Source organism: Pseudomonadota bacterium (assembly GCA_041395565.1).
Taxonomy (GTDB): Bacteria; Pseudomonadota; Gammaproteobacteria; order UBA9214; family UBA9214; genus UBA9214.
Window position 1 is genome coordinate 1 of sequence record JAWLAI010000009.1, and the last position, 26,610, is coordinate 26,610.

The 26,610-nt window shown below is 64.8% G+C and carries 21 protein-coding genes and 1 pseudogene; 12 read left to right on the forward strand and 10 right to left on the reverse strand.

Going from position 1 to position 26,610, the window contains the following annotated elements; all coding sequences use genetic code 11:
* From R3F42_14400 to R3F42_14410, 3 genes are all read left to right on the forward strand, one after another.
* A partial coding sequence (locus R3F42_14400; protein ID MEZ5543209.1) for a hypothetical protein occupies window positions 1-397 on the forward strand: 397 nt, incomplete at its 5' end.
* 123 nt (window positions 398-520) lie between these two features.
* Entirely contained in the window at window positions 521-3,076 is a 2,556-nt protein-coding gene (locus tag R3F42_14405; protein MEZ5543210.1) for a S8 family serine peptidase, read from the forward strand.
* Window positions 3,073-3,600, forward strand: coding sequence for a protease complex subunit PrcB family protein (locus R3F42_14410; GenBank protein MEZ5543211.1), 528 nt, complete (start codon window positions 3,073-3,075; stop codon window positions 3,598-3,600). The genes R3F42_14405 and R3F42_14410 overlap by 4 nt, the downstream gene beginning before the upstream one ends.
* Window positions 3,601-3,626: 26 nt before the next feature.
* Here the strand turns inward: R3F42_14410 and R3F42_14415 are convergent, their stop codons facing one another.
* The 3 genes from R3F42_14415 to ampD are packed head-to-tail and all read right to left on the reverse strand — an operon-like array spanning window position 3,627 to window position 5,695.
* A complete protein-coding gene (locus R3F42_14415; GenBank protein MEZ5543212.1) occupies window positions 3,627-4,550 on the reverse strand; it encodes an ROK family protein in 924 nt (307 codons plus the stop codon).
* Window positions 4,537-5,142, reverse strand: a complete 606-nt coding sequence (locus tag R3F42_14420) for a histidine phosphatase family protein (protein ID MEZ5543213.1) — start codon at window positions 5,140-5,142, stop codon at window positions 4,537-4,539. Before R3F42_14420 ends, R3F42_14415 begins: the two co-directional genes overlap by 14 nt.
* A complete protein-coding gene (ampD, locus tag R3F42_14425) occupies window positions 5,135-5,695 on the reverse strand; it encodes a 1,6-anhydro-N-acetylmuramyl-L-alanine amidase AmpD (protein MEZ5543214.1) in 561 nt (186 codons plus the stop codon). Before ampD ends, R3F42_14420 begins: the two co-directional genes overlap by 8 nt.
* Before the next feature lie 146 nt (window positions 5,696-5,841).
* Here ampD and R3F42_14430 point away from each other — a divergent pair, with 146 nt between their 5' ends.
* Complete coding sequence (locus tag R3F42_14430; GenBank protein ID MEZ5543215.1) at window positions 5,842-6,510, forward strand: TIGR04211 family SH3 domain-containing protein; 669 nt, start codon at window positions 5,842-5,844, stop codon at window positions 6,508-6,510.
* Between the two features lie 66 nt (window positions 6,511-6,576).
* Here R3F42_14430 and R3F42_14435 read toward each other — a convergent pair.
* Window positions 6,577-8,246 (reverse strand): annotated as a pseudogene (locus tag R3F42_14435) (dihydroxy-acid dehydratase).
* 338 nt (window positions 8,247-8,584) lie between these two features.
* Here R3F42_14435 and R3F42_14440 point away from each other — a divergent pair.
* The 6 genes from R3F42_14440 (at window position 8,585) to cpdA (ending at window position 15,371) form a co-directional block, all read left to right on the forward strand.
* Window positions 8,585-8,737 carry a hypothetical protein gene (locus tag R3F42_14440; protein MEZ5543216.1) on the forward strand — a complete coding sequence of 51 codons (153 nt, stop codon included), beginning with the start codon at window positions 8,585-8,587 and terminating at the stop codon, window positions 8,735-8,737.
* Window positions 8,738-8,859: 122 nt separating this feature from the next.
* A complete protein-coding gene (locus R3F42_14445; protein MEZ5543217.1) occupies window positions 8,860-9,573 on the forward strand; it encodes an MBL fold metallo-hydrolase in 714 nt (237 codons plus the stop codon).
* A 233-nt stretch (window positions 9,574-9,806) separates the two neighbouring features.
* Window positions 9,807-11,777 carry an EAL domain-containing protein gene (locus tag R3F42_14450; protein ID MEZ5543218.1) on the forward strand — a complete coding sequence of 657 codons (1,971 nt, stop codon included), beginning with the start codon at window positions 9,807-9,809 and terminating at the stop codon, window positions 11,775-11,777.
* 73 nt (window positions 11,778-11,850) lie between these two features.
* Window positions 11,851-13,017 carry an acetylornithine deacetylase gene (gene argE, locus R3F42_14455; protein MEZ5543219.1) on the forward strand — a complete coding sequence of 389 codons (1,167 nt, stop codon included), beginning with the start codon at window positions 11,851-11,853 and terminating at the stop codon, window positions 13,015-13,017.
* A gap of 8 nt (window positions 13,018-13,025) precedes the next feature.
* Window positions 13,026-14,363: an amino-acid N-acetyltransferase gene (argA, locus tag R3F42_14460; protein MEZ5543220.1), complete on the forward strand. Its 1,338-nt coding sequence runs from the start codon at window positions 13,026-13,028 to the stop codon at window positions 14,361-14,363.
* A gap of 186 nt (window positions 14,364-14,549) precedes the next feature.
* Window positions 14,550-15,371 (forward strand): 3',5'-cyclic-AMP phosphodiesterase, encoded by an 822-nt coding sequence (gene cpdA / locus R3F42_14465; protein MEZ5543221.1) that lies wholly within the window; start codon window positions 14,550-14,552, stop codon window positions 15,369-15,371.
* 118 nt (window positions 15,372-15,489) lie between these two features.
* Here the strand turns inward: cpdA and gspF are convergent, their stop codons facing one another.
* From gspF to rhlB, 5 genes are all read right to left on the reverse strand, one after another.
* The gene (gene gspF / locus R3F42_14470; GenBank protein ID MEZ5543222.1) at window positions 15,490-16,707 is read right to left on the reverse strand and encodes a type II secretion system inner membrane protein GspF; all 1,218 of its coding nucleotides are present in this window, start codon (window positions 16,705-16,707) and stop codon (window positions 15,490-15,492) included.
* A 52-nt stretch (window positions 16,708-16,759) separates the two neighbouring features.
* Window positions 16,760-18,292, reverse strand: a complete 1,533-nt coding sequence (gene gspE / locus R3F42_14475) for a type II secretion system ATPase GspE (GenBank protein ID MEZ5543223.1) — start codon at window positions 18,290-18,292, stop codon at window positions 16,760-16,762.
* On the reverse strand, window positions 18,285-20,300 hold the full coding sequence (gene gspD / locus R3F42_14480) for a type II secretion system secretin GspD (protein MEZ5543224.1): 2,016 nt from the start codon (window positions 20,298-20,300) through the stop codon (window positions 18,285-18,287). The genes gspE and gspD overlap by 8 nt, the downstream gene beginning before the upstream one ends.
* A 96-nt stretch (window positions 20,301-20,396) precedes the next feature.
* Window positions 20,397-21,308 (reverse strand): type II secretion system protein GspC, encoded by a 912-nt coding sequence (gspC, locus tag R3F42_14485; protein MEZ5543225.1) that lies wholly within the window; start codon window positions 21,306-21,308, stop codon window positions 20,397-20,399.
* 36 nt (window positions 21,309-21,344) lie between these two features.
* Complete coding sequence (gene rhlB / locus R3F42_14490) at window positions 21,345-22,640, reverse strand: ATP-dependent RNA helicase RhlB (GenBank protein ID MEZ5543226.1); 1,296 nt, start codon at window positions 22,638-22,640, stop codon at window positions 21,345-21,347.
* Between the two features lie 425 nt (window positions 22,641-23,065).
* Between rhlB and trxA the strand changes: the two genes are divergently transcribed.
* The gene (gene trxA, locus R3F42_14495) at window positions 23,066-23,392 is read left to right on the forward strand and encodes a thioredoxin TrxA (protein MEZ5543227.1); all 327 of its coding nucleotides are present in this window, start codon (window positions 23,066-23,068) and stop codon (window positions 23,390-23,392) included.
* A gap of 176 nt (window positions 23,393-23,568) precedes the next feature.
* Window positions 23,569-24,825: a transcription termination factor Rho gene (gene rho / locus R3F42_14500; GenBank protein MEZ5543228.1), complete on the forward strand. Its 1,257-nt coding sequence runs from the start codon at window positions 23,569-23,571 to the stop codon at window positions 24,823-24,825.
* A 664-nt stretch (window positions 24,826-25,489) separates the two neighbouring features.
* Here the strand turns inward: rho and R3F42_14505 are convergent.
* Window positions 25,490-26,587 carry a M48 family metalloprotease gene (locus tag R3F42_14505; protein MEZ5543229.1) on the reverse strand — a complete coding sequence of 366 codons (1,098 nt, stop codon included), beginning with the start codon at window positions 26,585-26,587 and terminating at the stop codon, window positions 25,490-25,492.
* Window positions 26,588-26,610 lie beyond the last annotated feature (23 nt).

The window sequence follows — 26,610 nt, forward strand, 5'->3', positions numbered from 1 at the left end:
GCTGCAGGATTGCCTGACGTGCCTGGACATCCCCACCCGGGTGCTGCACAGCACGCACGAGCTGCTGTTCGAACTGGTCGTCAAAAACGTTTACATCGTGACCACCAACTGCGCCGGCCTGATTACCGGCGGCACCGTCAGCGAATTGTGGGCGCAGCACCGCGAGCTGGCGCAGGATGTCGCACACGAGGTGATCCGGATCCAGGAACACCTGACCGGCATGCGCTTCGATGCGGAACAGGTGCTGGCGGCGATGCTGGCGGCCTTCGCGGGAGACCCGCAGCACGGCTGCACCGGGCGCAGCGCGCCGCTGCGCCTCGCGCGCGCGCTGCAGCAGGCGGAGCGCGCCGGGATCGAGACCCCGGTGCTGCGGATGATCGCCGACCGGAATAGCTGATTTAACCGGCAACCAGCCGCCGCGCGGCACGCGCCGGCTCAACGTGTTGCCTTGACAGGCCGCGCACTGTGCCCCTAAGGTGACGCGCTGCGCAGCCAGGACGAGGATTACAGCGCTTTGTACATGCACAGCCTCACGCCCGACCGCCCGCACCCGCTCCACGCAGTACTGGCCGCCGCCATGCTCGCGCTCACGGGCTGCGGCGGTGGCGGCGGTGACAGCACGGCAGCCAGCACCGGCTACACCCTGAGCGGCAGCATTCAGGCTGCCGCCGGCAATGCCGTCGACAGCGATGTCAACGATCCCTTCGCCCCCTATGCCAGCAACGACAGCGTTGCCGCGGCGCAGGTCATTCCCAATCCGGTGGTCGTTGGCGGCTACCTGAACCAGCCGGGCGGCGGGCCGGACGGCCGTTCCCGCAGCAGCGGCGATATCTCCGATTTCTACCGGATCTCGATGGCGACGAACCAGCTCGTCATCCTGAATATCGCCGACCATGTTGCCGGGGACCTGGATCTGTTCCTGTATGATGAAGGCAATACCCTGGTCGACAGCTCGGAAGGTATCGGTCCGACGGAAACCGTCACCGCACCGCTCGCGGGCACATACTACCTCGAGGTCAGGATCTACGCCCGCGCCACACCGGGTGCGTCCAGCTACACGCTCACGCTCGGCCAGCAGTTGAGCGCGGCGCAGTCCGGCGCGAGCTTCCCGGCCGACGATTTCGTGCCCGGCGAGATCATCGCCCGCTTCAAACCCGGGAGCAGCGCCGGCAAGTCCGCCGCCGTGCAGGCAGCCGCTTCCGGGCTGGCATACAAGGCCGGCACGACCGGCCGGGCGCTGCTGTTGACACTGCCGCGACCCGCCGGCAGCAACGCTGCCGGTAGCGCCACCGAGCGCCGGCAGTACCAACGTGAAACCATCCAGGCCATCAAGCGCCTGCGGCAGCGGCCGGACGTCGAATTCGCCGAACCGAACTACCTGCGCCGGGTCACGCTTGCCCCCGGCGACACGAACTATCCCCTGCAATGGCACTATCCGCTGATCAACCTGCCACAGGCCTGGGACATCACCACGGGTACGGACACCGTCGTGGTCGCGGTGATAGACACCGGCATCCTCACTGCCCATCCCGACCTGCAGGGGCGCATCGGCCCGGGCTACGACTTCATCAGCGACCCGACCAATGCCCTGGACGGCGACGGCATCGACCCGGACCCGGAAGACCCCGGCGATGGCGGCGTTGCCGGCAACAGCAGCTTCCACGGCACCCACGTCGCCGGCACGATCGCCGCTGCCACCGACAACAGCATCGGCGTCGCCGGCACGAGCTGGGCGACCACGCTCATGCCGCTGCGCACGCTCGGCCTGAACGGGGGTACCAGCTACGACATCATGCAGGCCCTGCTCTACGCGGCCGGACTGCCGAACGATTCCGGCGGCGTCCCCGTACAGCGGGCGGACATCGTCAATCTGAGCCTGGGCGGATACAGCTTCTCCCAGAGCGAGCAGAACGTCATCGACCAGGTGCGTGGGCAGGGCGTCATGATCGTTGCAGCGGCCGGCAACGATGCGACCAGCAGCCTGTTCTATCCGGCATCGTACAATGGCGTGCTATCCGTGAGTGCCGTAGACATCAACCAGCAGGCGGCGCCCTACTCGAATTTCGGCGCCGCCATCGATCTTGCCGCTCCCGGCGGCAATACCGCCGCGGATGTCAACGGCGACGGCTATCCCGACGGCGTCCTCAGTACCAGCGGCGACGATTCCTCCGGCAGCCCGCCCCAGTATCTGTATCGCTTCCTGCAGGGCACTTCCATGGCGACGCCGCACGTGGCAGGTACGCTCGCGCTGATGAAAGCGGTCACGCCAACACTGACACCCGCCGATATCGACAACCTGCTGTTGAACGGCCAGCTGACAACCGACCTGGGCACACCGGGCCGCGACAATGTCTTCGGCTACGGCCTGATCGACGCCCACCGGGCCGTGGCGGCGGCGCAGGGCGGCATCACGCCGGTACCGCCAACCCTGGTGGTGTCACCCTCGGCGCTGAATTTCAGCACGCTCGGCACCACCGCATTCATCAGCGTTGCCAATGGCGGCGGCGGCACCCTGACCGTGAATCCACCCACCGATGACGCCGGCTGGCTGAACGTCGTGCCGGCCGTGACCGATCCCGTCACCGGGACCGGCAGCTATGTCGTCAGCGTCTCGCGCAACCGACTGGCGGAAGGCACCTATACCGCGACGATCACCATCAGCTCCAGCGCCAACAGCATCCAGGTTCCCGTCATCATGCAGGTGACGCTCCTGAACCAGGATGCCGATGCCGGATATCACTACATCCTGCTGATCGATCAGGCGAGCGGGGTACCCAAATACCAGGCCAGCGCGGCGGCTGCGAATGGTGTGTACCAATACACGCTGAACGGGGTCGCTGCGGGGACCTATGAGCTGCTCGCCGGCACCGACCTCGACAACGACGGCATTATCTGCGTGGGAAGCGAGGCCTGCGGCGGTTACATTTCGCTCGACCAGCTCACACCGGTCACGGTAGCGGCAGACCGTACCGGACTCGACTTCAACTCCGGCTTCAATGTCGTCATCACCACGGCGGGGCAGGCATCCGCCACCGCCGGCGTCGCCAGGCCGAGCCTGGAACGGGCCACGCCATGATGGCGGCGCAGCGCCGCCACGGCACTCGCCTCGCGACACTGCTGCTCGTGGCCGGGCTGATGGCGTGCAGGCCGGCCATCCCGCCCGCGTCCGGTACGGACACGCGCGCGGTCACCACCCTGGCCACCGGCACTCAGTGCGCACCCAGCGCACCAGCGCCGGCGGCGCGCTGGCTGGACACGCCAGCGTCCCTGCAATCCGCCTACCGCGACATGACCCGCCACTCGCTCGGCGCGAACACGTTGCCCGCACCGGTGCCGGATTTCGCAGCATACGGGGTCTTGCAGGTGTTCATGGGGCAGCAGCCGACGGGGGGCTACCAGCTGCGTTTGCTGCGGCCAAACTTAGAACTCCACGCCACCGCTGCCACGGTGCGGATCGAGTGGCTGTCGCCGCCGCCCGGCGCCATCCTGCCCCAGCTGGTCACCAGCCCCTGCCTGCTGCTGGCCGTGCCGCGCGGCGCATACCATACCCTCACCGTCACCGACCAGGCCGGCCGGATCCGCGCCAACGCCGCGCTGTAGCCCACCGCCCGTACACCGGCCCCGGCTCAGCCCGCAGACTGCGCCGGCCACAGCCAGGCAGCACCGCGCACCCCGCTCGAATCCCCGTGCAGCGCACGGCACAGCCGGGTATCGACCTGGTCGGAAAACACGTATGCCCCCCAGCGTTGCGGCACGGCCTGGTAGAGCCCCCCGATGTTCGACATGCCGCCGCCCAGCACGATCACCTCGGGATCCAGGATGTTGATCACGCCGGCCAGCGCCCGCGCCATGCGGTCGGCATAGCGCGTCAACGCCGCCTGCGCCGCCGCTTCACCGGCGGCGGCACGCGCGTTGATGGCAACCGCATCCAGCGCCGCGCCCGTCGCCGCGCTGTAATCCTGCGCCAGCCCGGGACCGGACAGCCAGGTTTCGATACAACCGTGCCGGCCGCAGTAGCAGGCCGCTCCGGGCAGTTCATCCGGCAGTGGCCAGGGCAGCGGATTGTGCCCCCATTCGCCGGCGATACCGTTCGGTCCGGACAGGAGACGTCCGTCGACGACGATGCCGCCTCCGGTACCCGTGCCGACGATGACACCGAACACGCTGCGCGCGCCCGCCGCCGCCCCGTCATGCGCCTCGGACAGGGCGAAACAGTCGGCATCATTGGCGAAGCGCAGCCGTCGCCGGAGACGCTGTTCCAGATCAGCGTGCAGCGGCCGGCCGTTCAGACACACGGAATTGGAATTCTTCACCAGCCCCGTCGCCCGCGAGATCGAACCCGGCATGCCGATTCCGACCGTGCAGCGCCGCCCCGCCGCCTGCTCCAGCGCCTCGACCAGCGCGGCGACTGCCGCGATGGTCGCCGCGTAATCACCCTGCGGCGTGGGCACGCGCCGGCGCAGACATTCGCCGCCGTCGTCCTGCAGCACGACCCCCTCGATCTTGGTACCGCCGAGATCGATGCCGATGCGTGCCTCAGGCACAGCCATGCGCGACCAGGCTGTAGCCGCGGCTGCGGTCGGTACGCAGGCGCGTGATGCCGGCATTGGCAACGTGGATGCGATACATCGCGGCGGGCGGGATATCCAGCGCGGTGGCGATGACGGCACGGATGACACCGGCATGGGCCACCACGAGCACCGACTGCCCCGCGTGCCGGTCCAGCAACTCCAGGAAGCCGGCACGCACGCGCGCCACGAAGGCATCCAGCGGCTCGGCGCCGGCCGGCCGCTGGCCGACCGGATCGCGCAGGAACCGGTCCACCTGGCCAGGGTCCCTGGCCTCCAGCTCCGCCCGCGTGTGGCCTTCCCAGGTACCGAAACCGACCTCGGCGAACCGCGGCTCGGCGCGCAACGGCAAGGCCTGCCGCGCGCACAGTGCGGCGGCAAACCCATGACAGCGCGACAGCGGTGAACTCACCACCTGCTGCCACGGCCCGCGCCCGTCAACGGCGTCCCACATCTGCTGCCAGCCCCGCTCGCTCAGCGGATCGTCACGCTGGCCGCGAAAGCGTGTACCACCCACCGGTTCACCATGGCGCAACAGCTCGATCATGGTGGCTGGCGCCGTGGTCTCAGACATACCGGGTTTCCAGGCGTGCGTGGAAATCGGCCCAGTCGAAAGCCGGTCCGGGATCGGTCTTGCGCCCCGGTGCAATGTCGCTGTGTCCGGCGATGGCCTGGCGCGACAGTCCGGGATAGGTCCGCAGCAGCGCCCGCGTCACCGCGCCCAAGCGCTCGTACTGTACCGGTGTGTAGGGGTCCTCGTCCTGACCTTCCAGCTCGATGCCGATGGAAAAATCATTGCATGCCCGCCGCCCCTGAAAGCAGGAATCCCCCGCGTGCCAGGCGCGCTGATCGAATGGCACGTACTGGATCACTTCGCCATCGCGTCGGATCAGCACGTGACTGGAAACCCTGAGTCCGGCGATGTCCCGGAAATAGGGATGTGCGTCCGGGTCGAGGCAGTTGGTGAACAACCGGTCGATCGCATCGCCACCATAGCAGCCGGGCGGCAGACTGATACCGTGGATCACGATCAGTTCCGGCGCGCAGCCGGCCGGCCGCGCGTCGCAATTCGGCGACTGCAGCTGACGGACATCACGCAGGCGGTGTGTACGGGGATCGATTTCCACGATGCGACCATCCTCCGGGCATTGACCCGGAATACTATACCGCGGATGCCGGGCAGACTTGCAGCCGGAACTGGCAGGGGTTTGACCGACAGGCGCCCGGATCGGCTAGAATAGCCGCCACGATTTCCTTGCCGTCTGGAGCTGCAGTGAAGACCCCATCCGCCATCCTGCTTCTGTTCCTGCTCCTGGCAGGCAGCGCCGCAGCCGAAACGCGCTACGTCAGCGACAGCCTGGAGATCACCATGCGCAGCGGCAAGGGCAACAGCTACAGTATCACCCGCATGCTGGACAGCGGCACCCCGGTTGAGGTGCTGGAGGTGGACAAGGACGAGGGCTACACGCGCGTGCGCACCAAGAGCGGCAAGGAAGGTTGGGTATTGACGCGCTACCTGATGAAGACCCCGGCCGCGCGCGACCGCCTGGCGAGCGCCGAGAAGGATCTCGCGGAACTGGAACTGGAGAAGCGCAAGCTGGAAACCACGATGGCGGCGCTGAGCGAGGAAAAGAACGCGCTCGCCAGCGAACTCGAGTCACTCGGCGGCACCAACCGCAAGGTCAGCCAGGAACTGTCCGAGATCAAGCGCACCGCCTCCAGTGCCCTGGCCATCGATTCCGAGAACAAGGAACTGAAGTCCCGGGTCGTCGCGCTGGAGCGCGACCTGCAGATCCTGCAGCAGGAGAACGAGGGATTGCGCGACCGCACCGCCCGCGACTGGTTCATGGCCGGCGCCGGCGTGATCCTGGTCGGCATCCTGGTCGGCCTGATCATCCCGCGCATCCGCTGGCGCAAGAAATCGAGCTGGGACACGTTCTAGCTCCCAGCGCGGGTTCCCGTGCGGCCGTGGCGGTTGTGGCCCCCGGCAGCAGGGCGCAGTGCATGCCTACTCGTCCGTTACACAGCCTTCCGAGGCGTTCCTGACCAGTTGTATATACTTGTGCAGCGTACCGCGCTCCGCCTTGTAGGGCGGCATCCGCCAGGCAGCGCGGCGCTGTTCCAGCTCGGCATCGCTGAGCGCCACCGACAGCGACTTGCTTTCCGCGTCGATGGTGATGACATCGCCGTCGCGGATCAGCGCGAGCGGTCCGCCTTCCTGGGCCTCCGGCACGATGTGACCGATGATGAAGCCGTGTGATCCGCCGGAAAAACGTCCGTCGGTCAGCAGTGCCACGTCCTTGCCCAACCCCGCGCCCATGATGGCAGAAGTCGGTGTCAGCATCTCCGGCATGCCGGGGCCGCCCTTCGGTCCCTCGTAGCGGATGACCACCACGTCGCCCTTGCCGATGCGGCCTTGCTCCAGCGCCGTTAGCATGTCCTCCTCGGCGTCGAACACCCGAGCCGGGCCGCTGAAATGCAGGCCTTCCTTGCCGGTGATCTTGGCGACCGAGCCCCCCGGCGCAAGATTGCCCTTGAGGATCTGGATATGCCCCGTGGCTTTGATGGGATCGGACAGGGTGCGGAAGACATCCTGTCCCTCCCTGAGCCCGGGCAGGTCCCGCAGGTTTTCCGCTACCGTCTTGCCGGTCACGGTCAGGCAGTCGCCATCGAGCAGCCCCTGTTCCAGCGGAATTGTTCATCACTGCCGGCGTACCGCCCGCGTTATGCAGGTCTTCATCACGTAGCGGCCGCTCGGCTTGAGATCGGCCAGGAACGGTGGCCGGTCGCTGACGTCCTGGAAATCGTCGATGAGCGACACGTTCACGGCCCGCGCCGGCGATGAGGTGCAGCACCGCGTTGGTGGATCCGCCGGTGGCCATGACGTCCTGTGGCGTGAGCTGCGCGCGTCATGATGTCGCGCGGCGAGGAATCCAGCTCAGGCAGATTGCGGATGGCCCTGCCGGCACTGTAGCACTCCGCCAACGGCAGGATCCACCGCCGGCGTCGAGGAGACAAGGCAGCGACATGCCCGCTGGCTCGTGGCCCGGGCCATGGTATTGGCCGTGCGCCCACCGCAGCCCCGCGCCGGGCAGGCATGATTGACGATGTTGTCCGCCGCGTCTCCTCATCGATCTTGCCGGCGATGAACTCGCCATGCTCTGGAAGGCCGAGACGATATCCAGGGCGGTACTAGTTGTGGTAGTGCCCGGGCTTGATGGTCCCCGCCGTAGATCGCGGAGCGCCGGGCGGTTGAGCCGGCCCATGGCGATCAGGCAGCCCGGCATGTTCTTTGCGTCCCAACCCGGCAGCGAGATGTTCGCGTCATACCACCTGACGCACCGCGATGACGGTCTCGATGGAGTCGGCGATCAGGTCGCGTGACTGCAGCGAGTAGCTCCGTACCCTCGGTCCCATGGAAATACCGTCGCTAACACCGATGGTGTTGAAACGCATGCCGACCAGCCCGGCATCGATCACGCCCTCGCGCACCTTCGCGGCCAGGTCGTTCAGATGCATGTTGCAGGTATTGCCTTCGTACCAGACGCTCGAGATACCCACCTGCGCCTTATCCATATCGGTATCTTTCAGCCCGGTGCCGTACAGCATGGCCTGGGATGCGCCCTGCGACTTCGGTTGCGTAATGCGTGAACTGAAACGGTTCAACGGCTTGGTCATGCGATCTACTCCGGTTGATTCAGGCGCCCAGGGTTGCAGCGGACTGTTAACTATACAGAGGGATCAGCCGGGGCAGAAACACGCGTGGCGGCACACCCGCCGGCCGCCGCACCCGGCAGCCGTCACACCGCAGCCGGTAGGTCGTGACAATGCGGGTCAACGCTGCGGAGCGGTCGGTGCGTCAAGATGACGCTGCGGCAGATACCGTTAATTAATATATAAAACAGCATATTGGGGTCAATATCAGGCTAAAAATTCGCTTGCATGCCAGGTCCCAGAATCGTAGAATATAAGCAGTTACTTATTTTAAGACGTTCTAAACGTCGAGGAGGTGCAAGATGTACTTCGACAACCTGACGCTGGTTTCGCTGGTGGTATTCCTGATCGCCTTCGGCGCCTTCATCTACTCGTGCCTGTTCCGCAACTGTATCTCCGGCAGCGCGCGCGACGACTGGCACGAAGACACGAACCGGGACGAGGACCGCGGCTAACCGGGCCGGCGCCAGTCCGGCTTCCATTACTCGCCCATTCCAGCACGGCCGCGGGCGACGCGGCCGTGCGCCGGGGTGATTCGGCACCGCATCACCAACCGGAATACACAGGACACACCGTCATGGAAATCCGTCAACTGCACGACGCAGCCAGCTCCACCTTCAGTTACCTGTTGTGGGATCCCGCCAGCCGCGAAGCCGCGTTGATTGACCCGGTGCACGAGCAGGTGCGACGTGACATACACCTGATCTGGGAACTCGGCCTGAAACTCAGATACACCGTGGAGACCCATGTACACACCGGTCACGTGACCGGCTCCGGCTACCTGCGCGAGGTATTCAATTCCATCGTCATGGTGCATGAAAACAGTCATGCCAAGTGCGCTGACGTGCTGGTGCGGGACGGTGATTTCATTCCGCTGGGCAATGCACGCCTGAATATACTGCACACCCCCGGCCATAGCGGCAGCGACATCTGCTGTACCCTGCCGGGTGCGGTCTTTACCGGCGGCACCCTGCTGGTCGGGAGCTGCGGACGCACGGACTACCAGTCGGGCGATGCAGGCATGCTGTACGACTCGATAACACAGCACCTGTTCACGCTCCCCGATGCGACCCTCGTCTACCCGGGACACGGCACCACGGCGGCACCCGTATCGACCATCGCCGCGGAAAAGGCCGGCAACGCACGCATCGGCATGGGTCGGCGGCGTGACGACTTCATCGCACTCATGCGGGATCTGATGCTTGACCCCCCGGCCCGCATCCACGAAACCCTGCCCGTCAACCTGCGCTGCGGCAGCTACCTGGCAGCCGGCAGCGCCGTGGGCCGCTAGCGACCCGCAGCCGCACCGGCATGCCGGGCCGCAGCAGGCGGTGGCGGCATACCCCTGCAAACCCGCGCAGACCGCGGCAGTGCCGCGCGTGCACGCTATACCGCTGCCCGCAGCCGCGCCAGCCGCCTTCAAGTCCGCCCGCCCCATGCCGATTGTTTCAGGGATAGCTTCCTGCTTGCGGGAGATATCGGACACCTCCTGTTCAAGGACCAATCAGGGAGCCAGGCCAGCGCATGAAGGACAATACCCGGACACTGATAATGCTGGGTGTAATGGCTGTCCTGGGACTGATGTTCGCCTTTGCCTCCATCGCGCTGCTGCAGATGCATACCATCACCGAGCGCATGGGCGACCTCGTGGAGGTACGCAATGCCAAGATCGCCGCCGCGAACAAGATGCGCGACGCGATCCGGTCGCGCGCCGACAGCCTCAGGAAGATGCGCCTGACGCAGGACCCCTTCGAACGCGACGAGGAGTATCAGCACTTTCTCGCCCACGCCGGCAACTATCGCGCCGCCACCGAGCGTCTTGCGGGACTGGGCGTGACCCCGCAGGAGGCAGGAATACACGAGCGGCTGCAGCAGCTGACGCGCCAGGCCCAGACCGCGAGTGACGCCGCCGCCCTGCTGCTGGAAAGCGGCGCCGATGGAGATATTGAAGCCGCCATGCGCGATGCCGTATCCCTGCAGGCAGGGATGCTGGAGCAACTCGACGCGCTGGTGGAGCTGGAAGAGGCCGCCTCGGGCCAGTCACTGGCGGATAGCCGCGTGCACTACCAGCGCAGCAGGAACCTGCTGATCATACTGACCGGCGTCATCCTGCTGTTCTGCTACTTGCTCGCGCGCCTCATCTCCCGCTATGTCGCCAGCAAGAACCGGCAGCTCAACTACCAGTCATCCCACGATGCGCTCACCGGACTGATCAATCGCCGTGAATTCGAGAAACGTGTCGAGCGCGCGATCCGCAGTGCACAGTCGCTGCCCGCGGCGCATACCCTCATGTACCTCGATCTCGATCAGTTCAAGGTCATCAACGATGTCTGCGGTCATGGTGCGGGCGACCTCCTGCTGCAGCATCTCGCCGGCCTGCTGCGCGGCACCGTGCGCCATCGCGACACGCTCGGCCGGCTGGGCGGGGACGAATTCGGGCTGCTGCTCGAGAACTGCCCGCTGGACAAGGCGGTCGGGATCGCCGGCAAGCTGCTCAAGTCGATCGAGGAATATCACTTCACCTGGCAGGACAACACCTTCACGCTCAGCATCAGCATTGGCGTGGTTCCGCTCGATGAAACCACGACGGACATTGCCAGCGCGATGAGCGCGGCGGATGCCGCCTGCTACATCGCCAAGGAGGCCGGACGCAACCAGATCCAGGTCGCCTATCTCGGTGACCGGCAGCTGCAGCAGCGGCGCAGCGAAATGCAGTGGGTCGCCCGCCTGACGCGCGCGCTCGAGCAAAACCAGTTCAAGCTCTACTACATGCCCATCATCTCCTGCGCGGAAGGTAATGGCAGCAGCAGGCAGATCGAGTTGCTGCTGCGGATGATCGACGACGACGGTTCCGTGATCTCGCCGCGCCTGTTCCTGCCGGCGGCGGAGAAGTACAACCTCGCCACCGCCATCGACCGCTGGGTCATCGACCATGCACTGCAGTGGCTGGCCGAGCACAGCTATGACCACAACTGGCCAATCACCATATCCATCAACCTGTCGGCACCGACACTCGCCAGCCATGACATGCTGAGATACATTATCGAGCGCGCCGAGCAGACCGGCGCACCGCCCGAGCGGATCATTTTCGAGATCACCGAGAATGCTGCCATTGCCAACCTCACCGAGGCAACGGGCTTCATGCTCACGCTGCGCGGACGCGGCTTCCGCTTCACGCTGGATGATTTCGGCAGCGGCCTGTCCTCGTTCGTCTTCCTCAAGAAGCTCCCGGTCGATTTTCTCAAGATCGACGGCGCCTACGTGCGCGACATCCTGTCCGACCCGGTCGATTATGCCCTGGTCCGCTCGATCAACGAACTCGCGCATTTGCTCGACAAGCAGACCATAGCCGAGCGGGTGGAAACCATGTCAGTGGCCAACGAGCTGCGCGAACTGGGCGTCAATTACCTCCAGGGCTACGCCTACGCCGGGCCCGAGCCCCTGAGCTGCTTCACGTACACGCAGAAACCGCGGCTCGTTGTGGTAGCGCGCTGATCCGGCGCAAACGCGACACATCCGCAGCGCAACCGGTGCTATAGTCGTCCGGACACAGAGCTTGGCAGCCGCGATGGCACGACCTCCTCCACTGCTGGAAATGATCGGGGCGCTGATCGGCACGCCTTCCGTCAGCTGCGTCGACCCCGCGCTCGACCAGGGCAACCGCGCCGTGATCGACCTGCTCGCAGGCTGGCTCGAAGCCGCGGGCTTCAGCGTCGAGCTCATGCCGCTGCCCGGCACCCCGACCAAGGCCAACCTGATCGCAACGCTCGGCAGCGGTCCCGGCGGACTGGTGCTGGCCGGTCACACCGATACAGTCCCCTACGATCATGGCGCCTGGCGCCATGACCCGTTCCGCCTGACCGAGGCGGACCAGCGCCTCTACGGCCTGGGCACCTCTGACATGAAGGCCTTCCTCGCGCTCGCCATCGAGGCAACCCGTGGACTGCGCGCGCGGGACTTGCGTGAACCGCTGATCCTGCTGGCGACGGCCGACGAGGAGACCTCCATGTGTGGCGCCCGCGCGCTGGTGGAGCGGCAGCGACCGCACGCGCGCCACGCCGTCATCGGCGAACCCACCGGCCTGCGCCCGGTGCGTATGCACAAGGGCATATTCATGGAGCGCATCCGGCTGCACGGTCATGCCGGCCATTCCAGCAACCCCGCACTCGGTAACAACGCCCTGGAGGCCATGCACCACGTAATCGGCGCGATCCTTGCCTGGCGCGGATCGCTGCAGGCACAGCATCACAATGCGCTGTTCGCTGTCCCGGTGCCAACGCTCAACCTCGGCCACATCCATGGCGGCGACAACCCCAACCGTATCTGCGCCGACTGCGAGCTGCACCTCGACCTGCGCCCGCTGCCGGGCATGGACATCGGCGCTCTGCGCGCGGAGCTGCACAGCGTGGTCAGCACCGCGCTGCAAGACAGCGCGGTCAGGGCCAGCTGCGACGCCCTGTTCGACGGTATCCCGGCCATGGAAACTGCGCACGGCGCCCCCATCGTCCGGCTCGCCGAACGGCTCACCGGCCACGTACCGGAGGCAGTGGCGTTCGCCACTGAGGCACCCTATCTGCAACAGCTCGGCATGGATACCATCATCCTGGGCCCAGGCGACATCGCGCAGGCACACCAGCCGGATGAATTCATCGCGCTCGATCGGTTGCAGCCGACCGTGGAACTGCTGCGCGACATGATCAAATCCGTTTGTATAGACACCGCCCCCTTGCTATAACAGGCGCCATGAAAACCAGCGAACTCAACGGGCAGTTCATCAGGAGCTTTCGGCACTCGGCGCCGTACATACATGCGCACCGTGGCCGCACCTTCGTCCTGGTGTTCGGCGGCGAGGCCGTTGAGGATCCCGCCTTTCCCGGCCTGATCCACGACATCGCGCTGTTGCACAGCCTCGGTATCCAGCTGGTGCTGGTCCACGGCGCACGCCCGCAGATCGAGCGCAAACTCTCCGCGGGCGGCATCCAGATGGAATACGCCCATGGCCTGCGCATCACCGACGACGCCGCACTCGTATGCGTGAAGGAGGCTGCCGGTTCCGTACGCGTGGAAATCGAGGCATTGCTGTCGATGGGGCTGGCCAATACCCCGATGTCCGGCGCCCGCATCGGCGTGAGTTCAGGCAATTTCGTCACCGCCCGGCCGCTCGGCGTGCGTGACGGCATCGACTACTGCCATACCGGCGAGGTGCGGCGCATCGATGGACAGGCCGTCCGGCAACACCTCGCCGAGCGCCGCATCGTGCTGCTCTCCCCGCTGGGTTACTCCCCCACCGGCGAGGTGTTCAACCTGAGCGCGGAAGAAGTCGCCACGGCCAGCGCCATCGAACTGCAGGCCGACAAGCTGGTGCTGCTCAACGAAGGCGAGAAACTGCGTGACGGTCGCCGCCGGCTGCTGGCACAGCTGACCGTCAACGAGGCGCAGGCACTGCTGCACGGCCGGCGCCACCTGACGGAACCCATGCGCCGGCAACTGCACAGCGCGATCCAGGCCTGTCGCGGCAATGTGCGGCGCGTACACCTGCTCGACCGGCAACAGGATGGCGCCCTGCTGTTGGAGCTGTTCACGCGCGACGGCCTGGGGACCCTGATCACCTCGGATCCCTTCGAGGGGCTGCGTGCGGCGTCCATCGACGATGTCGGTGGCATACTCGAGCTGATCTCCCCGCTCGAACAGCAGGGCGTTCTGGTCAAGCGTTCCCGTGAACTGCTGGAGATGGAGATCGATCATTTCCTCGTGATCGAGCGCGACGGCACCATCATCGCCTGCGCGGCGCTATATCCGGGCGACCGGCCCGCCCAGGCCGAACTGGCCTGCCTGGCAGTGCATGCCGACTACCGCAACGAGGGGCGCGGCGACGCCCTGCTGCACGCCGTCGAGCAGCGGGCCATGCAGCGCGGCGTCGAGCAGCTGGTTGTTCTGACGACCCATACGGCGCACTGGTTCCGGGAACGTGGCTTCCTGCCGGGCGACCTGTCACACCTGCCCGCCAAAAAAAAGGCGCTATACAATTACCAGCGCAATTCCAAGGTGTTCTACAAGCCGCTGGAACCTGCCGGCCGGTAGCCGGAGGTCCCGGCAAACATGACAAAGCGGTCCCGTTCTGTAAAATACGCACCACACGGGGAGTGTGACCTGTATCACCGGCGTCCGCCGGCGCTGTTATAGACTGCCACGAGCAGCCGTTAACAGCATGAACCTGATGCAATAACAGCAAACGAGCCAAAGCATGCACGGCAGGTAGCTACAGGCATGGGGACAAAGACGACACAGCCGTCGGCCGGACAGACCGTCAGGGTTCTGCAAATAACCGATACGCACCTGTTCACCAGCGGCAGCGGCCGCCTGCTCGGCCTCAACACCGAGCAGTCGCTCAGCGCCGTACTCGCGGCCGTGGCTGGCCGTAACCCTGCTGCGCACCTCGTGCTCGCCACCGGCGACCTGGCCCACGATGGCACGCCGGGAGCGTATCAACGTTTCTTCCGACACATGAACGGGCTCGGTCTCCCGGTGTACTGTCTGCCGGGCAACCATGACGAGGCCGGGGCATTACGCCGGGCTCACGACGCCGGGCAGTGCCGCTACAACAGCCATGCCGTGCATGGCGACTGGCATTTCATCCTGCTGGACTCCACCGTCCCCGGCAGCGAGGGTGGGCACCTGTCGGATGCCACGCTGGCCATGCTGGAACAACGGCTGCAGGCGGAGCCAGACAGGCATACCATCGTCTGCCTGCATCATCAGCCGGTGGCGATGGGCAGCCAGTGGCTGGACACCATGGCCGTGGACAACCCGGCGGATTTCTTTGCCATCATCGACCGCCATCCGCAGGTACGCGCGATCCTCTGGGGACATGTACACCAGGAACTACAGAGCCGGCGCGGCGACGTACTCCTGCTGTCGACGCCTTCGACCTGCATCCAGTTTCTGCCGGGCAGTACCCGCTTTGCCGTCGACACGGCCCCGCCCGGCTATCGCTGGCTGGAACTGCAGCCCGACGGGCGCATCGTGACGGGGATAGAGCGGATCGGCGCCATTCCCGGCCAGATCGACCTGGCCGCAGGCGGTTATTGAACGCTTGCTCGCACCCGGCGTCGCCCGGGCTGCATGACCAGGGCGGACTCGCATGCGGCAGGATCGGCCTGAGCCGGCGGAGTCGCCACCGCGTAGCGGCCAGTGACCGTGGCCGGCTTCACTGCACGAGCTGGTTGAGATCGAAGATGGGCAGCAGGATCGCCAGCACGATGACCAGCACCACACCGCCCATCAGCAGGATCAGCAGCGGCTCGAACAGCCCCATGACCGCAGCGATCAAGGTCTCGATCTCGCGTTCCTGGTTGATCGCGGCGCGCTCCAGCATCTCTTCCAGCTTGCCGCTGGCTTCGCCACTGGCGATGAGGTGCACGGTCATGGCTGGAAAATAACCGCTGCGTTCCAGCGCGGCGGCAATCCCAGAACCCTCGCGCACGCGCGCTGCCGCTTCGTTGACAGCTTCGCGCATCGGCAGGTTGGAAACGACCTGGGCGGAGATGCGCATCGCCTCCAGCACCGATACACCGCTCGCGGTGAGGATACTGAAGGTACGCGCGAAACGTCCCGTGTTGAGGCCGCGCTCCAGGCGCCCGACCAGCGGCACACTCAGCAGCAGGCGGTGGAACCGGCGTCGATTGTCCTCGCTGCGCAGCAGCCAGCTGAAACCGACACCCGCCAGCACCAGCAGCCCGATCAGCAGAAGTCCGTGGTTACGCAGAAAATCGCTGACCGCGATCAGGCCGCGGGTCAGCGCCGGCAGACCCTGGCCGATGTTCTCGAATACCTGCACCACCTGCGGCACGACATAGGTCATCAGGCCGCCGACCACGAGGATCGCGACTATGGTGAGCATGGCCGGATAGAACACCGCCAGCTGGATCTTCTGGCGCATCTGCTGACGGTTCTCGGCGTAATCGGCGAGCCGTTCCAGCACCCGGTCCAGATGGCCGGACTGCTCCCCGGCCTCGACAGTGGTGCGATACAGTTCGGGGAAGACATGCTTGAAATCCGCGAGACCGGCGGCCAGGGTATGACCTTCCATCACCCGCGAGCGCACCGCCAGCAACATACTCTTCAGGCGCGCGCGTTCGGTCTGCTGGGCGACCGCGCGCAGGCATTCCTCCAGCGGCAGTGCGGCACGGACCAGGGTTGCCAGCTGGCGCGTGATCAGTGCCAGATCGGTCGGACTGATACCGCGCCGCAGCCAGGCGGACCGGCTCCGGCTGCGCGTCTCGCGCTGCGCGACCTCCTGTACCTCGACCGGCACCAGCCCCTGGTCACGCAGCTGCTGGCGTACCTGGCGCGGCGCATCACCCTCGATGACGCCTTTTTTCTCGCGCCCGCTCGCGTCCAGTGCGGTGTATTCGAAAGCACCCATGGTTGTTCAGCAGGCCGTAACAGGCGACATGCGCGGCACTGGTGGACCGGCGTCAGTCGCCCTGCGTGACGCGCAGGACTTCCTCCACGGAGGTTGCGCCGTCGAGTATCTTACGCCAGCCGTCCTGACGGATACTCGGGGTCTTCCGGCGCGCCTCGCGCTCCAGCTCCAGCTCGCCGGCGCCATCATGAATGCTGGCACGCATGGTGTCGTCGAGGATCACCAGTTCGTAGATGCCGGTACGCCCGCGATAGCCCAGCTGGTTGCAGGACGGGCAGCCGCGGGCCCGGTACAGCGTCGGGGGATTCTCCGCAGGCATCCCCAGCGCCGCGCAATCGTGCTGGCCTGCCGTGTAGGGTTCCTTGCAGTCATCGCACAGCACGCGCACCAGACGCTGCGCCAGCACGCCGATCAGGCTGGAGGACAGCAGGAAGGGTTCCACGCCCATGTCGCGCAGGCGGGTCACGGCGCCGACCGCGCTGTTGGTATGCAGGGTGGAGAATACCAGGTGGCCGGTAAGACTGGCCTGCACGGCAATCTCGGCCGTCTCGAGATCGCGGATCTCGCCGACCATCACCACGTCCGGGTCCTGACGCAGGATCGCGCGCAGACCCCGCGCGAAACTCAGGTCGACCTTGGTATTGACCTGGGTCTGGCCGATACCGTCGAGGTAGTACTCGATCGGGTCTTCCACGGTCATGATGTTGCGGCGCTTGTTGTTGAGCCGGCCGAGCGCCGCGTACAGCGTCGTGGTCTTGCCGGAACCGGTCGGGCCCGTGACCAGGATGATGCCGTGCGGCCGGTTGATCAGCACGTCGAGGAGTTCGCGCGCCTGTGCCGACATGCCGAGCTGCTCGAGGTCGAGGCGCCCGGCCTGCTTGTCCAGCAGACGCAGCACCACGCGCTCGCCGTTCCCGGAGGGCAGCGTGGAGACACGCACGTCCACGGCACGGCCTGCCACCCGCAGCGAGATGCGGCCATCCTGCGGCAGGCGTTTCTCCGCGATGTCGAGCCGCGCCATGACCTTGATGCGTGACACGAGCAGCGGTGCCAGCACCCGCTGCGGCTCCAGTACCTCACGCAGCACACCATCGCAGCGGAAGCGCACCACCAGCCGGTTCTCGAACGGCTCGATATGGATATCCGAGGCGTTTTCCTTGACCGCCTCGGTCAACAGGGCGTTGATCAGGCGAATGATCGGGGCGTCGTCCTCGCTTTCGAGCAGGTCCGCCGGCTCGGGCAGGGCCTGCGCCACATGCATCAGGTCCAGGTCCTCGCCGAGATCGCCCATCATCTGCATGGCTTCGCTGGAACCCTGCTCGTAACTGTTGGAGAGCAGTGTATTGAACTGCTCCTCATCGATCTGCTCCAGCCGCAGCGGCATCCCGACCAGGCGGCGCAGCTCGATCAGCGCGGCCGGCGTCACGCCGGCCGTGTGGGCCACCTGGGCGTAATCGTCGGTATAGCCGGTGACCAGCACTCCGTTGCGTTTGGCGAACAGGAACGGCGGGCGGCGCTGCGGCGTGGCCGTCGCGGGCGCCGGGACCGGTGACTGCCCGGTTTCCTGCAGTGAATTCTCACTCATCCCAGATGAACTGTGACGATTTGTCTTCGACGGGGATATCCGCAGCAGGCGTTTGGACGTCCGGTAGCTGACCGCCGTATGTGCTGATATCCGGCAGTATGGGGTGTGACTTACCGGGCATCAGATTGACACCATCCTCATTCTGCTGGCGCTGCAGCTCGCGAACGTAGTTGTACTTGCTGTTGGTATATTGCGCTGCCACGGCATTGTCGCGCAGGATCACGGGATGGATGAACACCATCAGGTTGTTGCGCGTCACATCAGCGGTCTTCGATTTGAACAACAGCCCCAGCAGGGGGATGTCGCCAAGCAACGGCACCTTCTGTACACCCTCGTTGACCGTCTCGTCGATCAGCCCCCCAAGCACGACGATCTGGCCATTGTCCGCAATGACGCTGGTCTTGATGGAACGCTTGCTGGTCGTCGGACCATCGGATCCAGTTGACTTGACACTGGACACCTCCTGCTGGATGTCCAATCGCAGCGCATCGCCTTCGTTGATCTGGGGCTTGATCTTCAGCTTCAGGCCGACATCCTCGCGCGAGATGGTGGTGAAGGGATTGGTCGCGTCACCGGCCGCACTGGTGAAGGAACCGGTCCGGAACGGGACGTTCTCGCCGATGAGGATCTCGGCCTCCTCGTTGTCCAGGGTAACCAGGGTTGGCGTGGAGAGGATATTGGTATTACCGTCCCTGGCCAAGGCATTGAGCACTGCAGCATAGCTGAACTCGTTTCTGGCGATGTCGCCGAATCCAAGCAGCGTGTTGGTCTCTCCGATAGAAACGCTGCCTGTACCGCTGGTGGTACCGCCGCCGGTCAAGCTGGACACCGCGCTGGCAATGCTGGTGATGGGCACACCCGAGTTGTTAGTAAAATTGACGACGCCAACCGGCACCCGTCCGCCTCCGGTATCGGCGAATATCCATTGCACGCCGAGCTCGCGCGCCACGGTATCGGACACCTCGGCAATAGCCGCCTCGACCAGCACCTGCGCCTTGCGGACATCGAGCTGGCTGATCACCCGCCGCAGGGTGCGCATGATGTCGGGCGGCGCGGAGATCACCAGTGCATTGGTTGAGGCATCCGCCTGGATATCGAACGAGCCGCTCTTCGCGGCAGCGGCCTGGCCCTGGGGCGCGTCCTTCTCTTCCGACTTGCCCACACCCATGAGCACCTTGACGATCTCCGTGGCATCGGCATAGCGCAGGTAGATCACATCGGTATTGCCGCCGGACTCGAGCGGGGTGTCCAGGTGCGAAATGATCGCGCGCAGACGCAGACGCTCGGCGCGCTCGCCGCCCAGCAGCACACTGTTGGTACGCTCGTCTGCCACCAGCACCTGTTCGGTCCCGCCGCCGCCGGCCGCCTTGGCCGCCGAGGCGCGAGTCAGGGTGGTCAGGACGCGCACCACCTCGTTGGCGGAGGCATGCGACAGGGGGATGACCTCGATCTCGCTGTCGCTGACCTGGTCGATGCGGCGGATGATGCTGACCAGGCGCTCCACGTTGTCGGCACGGTCAGAGATGATCAGGACATTGGTGGCAGGGTAGGCCGCGAGATGACCCTGCTGCGGCACCAGCGGCCGCAGGATGGGCACGAGCTGGGCGGCCGCCACGTTGTCCACCTGAACCACGCGCGTGACCATCTCGTCGCCGACACCGGGATTGTTGTCCGTCGTCGTGGGGATGCTGTCCTGCTTGGCGTTCACGTCCGGGATGATCTTGATCACCTCGCCGGTCGGGACAGCGGCGAATCCGTGCACCTTGAGGATGGAGAGAAACACCTGGTAGACCTCGTCGCTGTCCATCGGGCGGGACGAAATCACCGTTACCTTGCCCTTGACGCGTGGATCGACGATGAAATTCTTGTGCGCCACCTCGGCGACGGTGCTGATCAGGGCGCTGATATCGGCGTCCTTGAGATTGAGAGTGACGGTCTCGGCCTGCAGCGGCAAGGCGCAACACAGCCAGACCAGTATCACTGCCGCAATCTTTACCGGAATGCTCATTCCTGATTCCTCAAATACGCCTACCACCGGAAGGCGGCTGCCGCCGTCCCGGTATAGTGGCTATCTTGCCTTATAAATCAATCAAAAAATACCTGGTTATTGACTGCCGTCGATCGACAGTGTCTGCTCCACGCCATCGCGCAGGAGCCGCAGCGTGACCGGTTCGCCACTCTGCAGACTCTGCAGCGCCATGGCGCTGTTTTCTGGATCCGTCAGAGCCAGGCCGTTGACTTCCGTGACCACGTCACCCGTGCGCAGGCCGACCTGTTCGAACAATTGCGGATCCCTGCCGGGCGCCACCGTGTAGCCGGCCAGCTTGCCCTCGGCGTCATTGTACGGCGCCACCTGGAGCATACCGGCGAGCGAGGCCGGCTGCTGTTTGATCTGGCTGCGGATCGCCTGCAACCGCTGCGATGCACTCTGCGGGGAGCGTGCTGTTGGTGCCGTGGCGGCGGAGTAAACATTACCGCCGCGCGGCTTGTCATCCGTCGGCAACCGCAGGGTCTCGTAGCGCCCGTTCCGCAGCAGGATCACCCGATCCGGGTAGATGGCGCTCAGCTCGACATTGCCAGGGAGGGTGCCGCCGATCGCGTAGTGTTCGTCCTGTCCGCGCTGGTCGGCGATGATGGCCCGCGCATCCTCCTTGACATCGGCCGCCAGCACCCCCTTCAGGGTCAGGTTGAGTGAGGTGTCCGGGGCCTCGACCGGCGCGGCGACCTTGACCGGCTGTTCCGCTGCCGTGTTGACTTCTCCCATCAGATGCCAGCCGGGCAACTGGCGAATCAACACCAGATCGGGATCCGGCTTCGCCGGCACGTTGCCCTTGGCTGCGACCACCGGCGTAGGCGCGGGCGCTTCCTTCTGCGGCAGCAAACCCCAGGTCAGGATGGCAAGCCGGCTCGCGATCCAGACCACCAGCAACAGGTTGATGACGAGTATGGCACGCTGGGCAGTCCTGCCCTGCAGCAGCCTGCCCAATTCCGCGGGTTGTAACGTCGCTGCATTCATCGACCGACCTGCACTCCTTCAGCCTGGCAAGACAGTTTACCCCTGGCGCGCCTGATGTCGACCGCGGCCACCACCGCGCCGCTCGGACTGGCGCCGCGATGACCGTCCGCCCTTCTCGCCCGGCCGCGGTGGACGCTTGATCTTGACCGGCGGCTTGAGCTCGCCGATGACGTTCTCCGGCACCGTCGCCACCGGGATCTTGTGCCCGATATAGTCCTCGATATCGGGCAGGGAATAGACGAAGTTCTCGCAGGCGAAGCTGATCGCGTCGCCATCCTTGCCGATCCGCGCTGTACGTCCGATCCGGTGTACATAGTCTTCGGCATCTTGCGGCAGATCATAATTAAATACATGGCTCACGTCGGGTATATGCAGCCCCCGGGCCGCCACATCGGTGGCGATCAGGATCGGCAGCTCGCCCTTCTGGAACTCGTTCAGCAGGCGCTGGCGCTTTTTCTGGGGCACATCGCCCGATAACACCGCACATTTGAACCCGTTCCCTTCCAGATACGACCAGACCCGGTCCGCGGCGCGCTTGGTGTTCACGAACACGATGCTGCGATGCGGGTCCATGTGATTGAGCAGCCCGATCAGCAGTGGGATCTTCTCCTCGTTTGCCGTGTGATACAGAACCTGCCGAACGCGCTCAGCAGTGACCTTCTCGGGTACGACATCGACGTGGAAGGGCTGGTTCATGTGCTCGTAGGCCAGTTCCTGCACGCGGTGTGACAACGTCGCCGAAAACAGCATGCCCAGCCGCTGCTCCGGCGGCGGGCAGCGCCGCAGCAGAAAGCGGATGTCCTTGATGAAACCGAGGTCGAACATGCGGTCCGCCTCGTCCAGCACGATGGCCTGGATCATCTTCAGGTTGAAGACATGCTGCTTGAAATAGTCGATCAGGCGCCCCGGGGTGCCGATCAGGATGTCCACCCCCGCGGCGATCGTCTCGCGCTGCTCGTCATAACCGGTGCCGCCATAGGCAAGGCCGAGCCGCAAGCCGGTATGGCGCCCGAGCACCGCGGCATCATTGTAGATCTGGATGGCCAGTTCCCGGGTGGGCGCCAGGATCAGGGCACGCGGTTGTTGCTGCTGGCGCCGGGCATCCGCCGGCTGGGTCAACAGCTGATGGAAGACCGCAACCAGGAAAGCGGCGGTCTTGCCGGTACCGGTCTGGGCCTGGCCGGCGACGTCACGCCCCGCGAGGGCGACCGGCAGGGTCTCCGCCTGTATCGGCGTGCACCTGGAAAAACCCGCGTCTTCAATACCTTGCATCAGCTCCGCGGGAAGGGAAAAGCTGTTCCAGGCTACATCGGTCAAGTGTGTTTCGGCCATGTCAGGCTCGCTGCAGCGTGCAAAATCGCATAATGTAATAGAATTTCATATTATATTTCAATTGCTTGTTAATATGCCAATGATTCTTCCAAAAACCTGCGTCATCCCCCTACCCTCGCGGCCGCACCGGATGGGTGCGCGATCGCGCCAGCGTCGTCGGCCCCGCGTGCAGCTCACGAACGCGACGCGACATGTGACAACGCAGGCTTGTAAATTTTCCAGAATTAGGCTGAAATAGCACGTATCAAGGTGTCGGCGGGTGTTCCTGAGCTGACACATCATAACGACTCCTGCCAGGGTCACGCCTCCCGAAACGAGCCTAGACATGGCGCACAACGGTTTCCATTCTGCCTATCATCCCGGACCTGCCCCTGTTACAGCCGCAACGAACCGACAGTCTTTTCATCTCAAGGAGAAATTCGACAGTGAGTGATAACATCCTCCAGCTGAGCGACGACAGTTTCGAACAGGACGTCATCAAGTCGTCCGAGCCCGTACTGGTTGACTACTGGGCCGAGTGGTGCGGTCCCTGCAAGATGATCGCACCCATCCTGGAAGAGATCGCCACTGAATACAACGGCAGGATCAAGGTCGCAAAACTCAATATCGACGATAATCCGCAGACACCGCCCAAGTACGGCATCCGCGGCATCCCGACCCTGATGCTGTTCAAGGACGGCAACGTGGAGGCCACCAAGGTCGGCGCACTGTCTAAATCGCAACTTACGGCATTCATCGACAGCAACATCTGACAAAAGAACACTAAACATATCGCCGGGGGTTACTGAGGTCACGGGCACAGTCCCGAACCGACACAGCACGACCGCACTCGCACCGCTGCGCCGCAGGCAGGTCGTCACCCCCGTTTTTCCCCGGCCCCCGGGCCCATCCAAACAACATTTGCCATGATACCCAGCAAAGGCCACCTATGAACCTGTCCGAACTCAAACTCAAGCCCGCCTCCGAGCTGATCGACATCGCCCAGGAAATGGGCATCCAGGATATCGCGCGCCAGCGCAAGCAGGACATCATCTTCTCCATCCTCAAGTCACACGCCAAGAAGGGCGAGGACATTTTCGGCAACGGGGTGCTGGAGATACTGCAGGACGGGTTTGGCTTCCTGCGCTCGGCCGACAGTTCCTACCTCGCCGGCCCGGACGACATCTATGTATCGCCCAGCCAGATCCGCCGTTTCAGCCTGCGTACCGGCGATACCGTGGACGGCAAGATCCGCCCCCCCAAGGACAGCGAGCGCTATTTCGCGCTGCTCAAGGTCAACCAGATCAATTACGAGAAGCCCGAGGTCGCCAAGAACAAGGTCGCCTTCGAGAACCTGACACCACTGCACCCGAACGAGCGGCTGGTACTCGAGCGCGGCAACGGCAGCACCGAGGACATCACCGCGCGCATCATCGACCTGGTGGCGCCACTGGGCAAGGGCCAGCGCGGCCTGATCGTCTCGCCGCCGAAGGCCGGCAAAACCATGCTGCTGCAGAACGTCGCGCAGTCCATCACCGCGAACCATCCCGAATGCTATCTCATCGTGCTGCTCATCGATGAACGTCCCGAGGAAGTGACCGAAATGGCGCGCTCGGTACAGGGCGAGGTGGTCTCCAGCACCTTCGACGAACCGGCCAGCCGTCACGTCCAGGTGGCCGAGATGGTGATCGAGAAGGCCAAACGACTGGTCGAGCACAAGCGCGATGTGGTGATCCTGCTGGACTCCATCACACGCCTGGGCCGTGCCTACAACACCGTGGTGCCGTCCTCCGGCAAGGTGCTGACCGGCGGCGTCGACGCCAATGCCCTGCAGCGCCCCAAGCGCTTCTTCGGCGCGGCACGCAACATCGAGGAGGGCGGCAGCCTGACCATTCTCGCCACCGCGCTCATCGACACCGGCTCGCGCATGGATGACGTGATCTACGAGGAGTTCAAGGGCACGGGCAATCACGAGATCCATCTCGACCGCCGCATCGCCGAGAAACGCGTCTACCCGGCGATCAACCTGAACCGGTCCGGCACCCGCCGCGAGGAACTGCTGACCGATCCGAAGGAATTGCAGAAGATGTGGATCTTGCGCAAGCTGCTGCACCCGATGGACGAACTGGCTGCCATGGAATTCCTGCTCGACAAGCTCAAGGCCACCAAGAACAATTCCGAATTCTTCGAATCCATGAAGCGCTGAGCGGCGGGTTTCGACAACCCGTCTTGCGCAAAGGCACCAAGAAATTCGACGCAGGGTTGCCACAGAGAACACAGAGCGCACAGCGGATGTAACATCAGGGATCGAACCATGCCGGCCTGGTCTGGCCAGATGCGCCAATCCCCAAGCTGATTCTGCGCACGCGCATGAATGCATCGAGAATGCGGCAGCACATGACCGCGCGACTCCCGTCCCCGGTCCTCAGGTCATGCAAGCTCCCGCCCCCGTGAATATCACGCTGCAGGCACTCGCGGCCTGCAGGAGCGCCCGGATTCGATCGTTCGGGGACGCGGTCCGCTGCTACCGCATTAACATGCGCCGGGCGCTCCGCGCCCCAGTGCAATTATTGATTTTCCTTGCGCCCTGGCGTGTTTGTGCGCAACAGCGTGTTCCTGCCTGAAGGCTGGTACCTATCTCATCGTCCCGCGCGCGCCGCGCCTTGCCAGGTGCACAAATCGCCACGGTCGCAGCCGTGTAAATTATGCGATAGGTTCTAGAACCTATCTAAAAATTGGTATAAGCATTCTTACATTGTCATGCCCGCGCAGGCGGGCATCCAGAAAACCCGCGCAATACTGGATTCCGGCCTGCGCCGGAATGACGACAAACATGGCCACCGCAGGATTTTCCAATATTGAGATAGGTTCTAGTCGTTGCCCAGGTTGCGCAGGCGGTTGATGCGCAGCTCGATCGGGGGATGAGTCGCGTACAGGCGGCTGGTCTTTTCGCGGAAGTTGCGGAACGGATTGACGATGAACATGTGCTGGGTGGCACGGTTCGCGCCGCGGAACGGCTGGGCACTGGCGGCCAGCTTTTCCAGCGCGCTGATCAATCCCTCGGGATGGCGGGTCAGACGGACGCTGGTGGCATCGGCAAGGAATTCGCGCTGCCTCGACACGGCGAACTGCACCAGCAGCGCGAATACCGGCGCCAGCGCCGCGAACGCCACCAGCGCCAGCATCACGAACAGCGCACCGGGCCCGGCCTTCGAGGAATTCCGCGAGCGGTCGGAGAAATACAGCGCGCGCAGCGCCGCATCGCTGACCAGCGCGATGAGACCGACGATAACCCCGACCGCGGTGGCATAACGGATATCCCAATTCACGATATGGCCCATTTCGTGGCCTACCACGCCCTGCAGTTCCTCGCGGTTGAGGGAATCCAGCAGGCCGCGCGTGACGCCGATGGCGGAGCGTGCCGGCGTCATACCCGTGGCGAAGGCGTTCAGCGCGGGATTCTCGAGCACATACACGCGCGGCTTGACGATACCGGCCGCGATCGCCATTTCCTCGACCACGTTGTGCAGCACGGGCTCCTCGTCCGCGGTGACCTCGCGGGCACCGGTCAGACGCAGCACGATCCGGTCGCCGCTGCGGAAGGCGATACCGGACCATACCGTCCCGATACCGAACAGCACCAGCGAACACCACACACCCCAGCGGCTGACGAACCAGACATCCACGCTGCCTTCCGGCAGGCCGTGCGTGGCCAGTTGCAGACTCCAGCCCAGCAGGTAACCGAGCACACCGAGGACCAGGAGCAGCGTGCCGACCAGGCGCAGGGTGGCTCGCTGGTTGGCACGCGCGGCGGCGAGGAAATCCGTACGCCGCAGCACCTTGTTGCGCAGCAGGCGATGCGCTTCCCAGCCCGTGGTGAAGGGCACGCCGCACTGGGCGCATACGCGCGCATGCGGGCGCCGGACGGCGCCGCACTCGGGACATGTCATGGACGGGGTTTGCGGCATGCGCCTGTCACGGACTCGCCCCG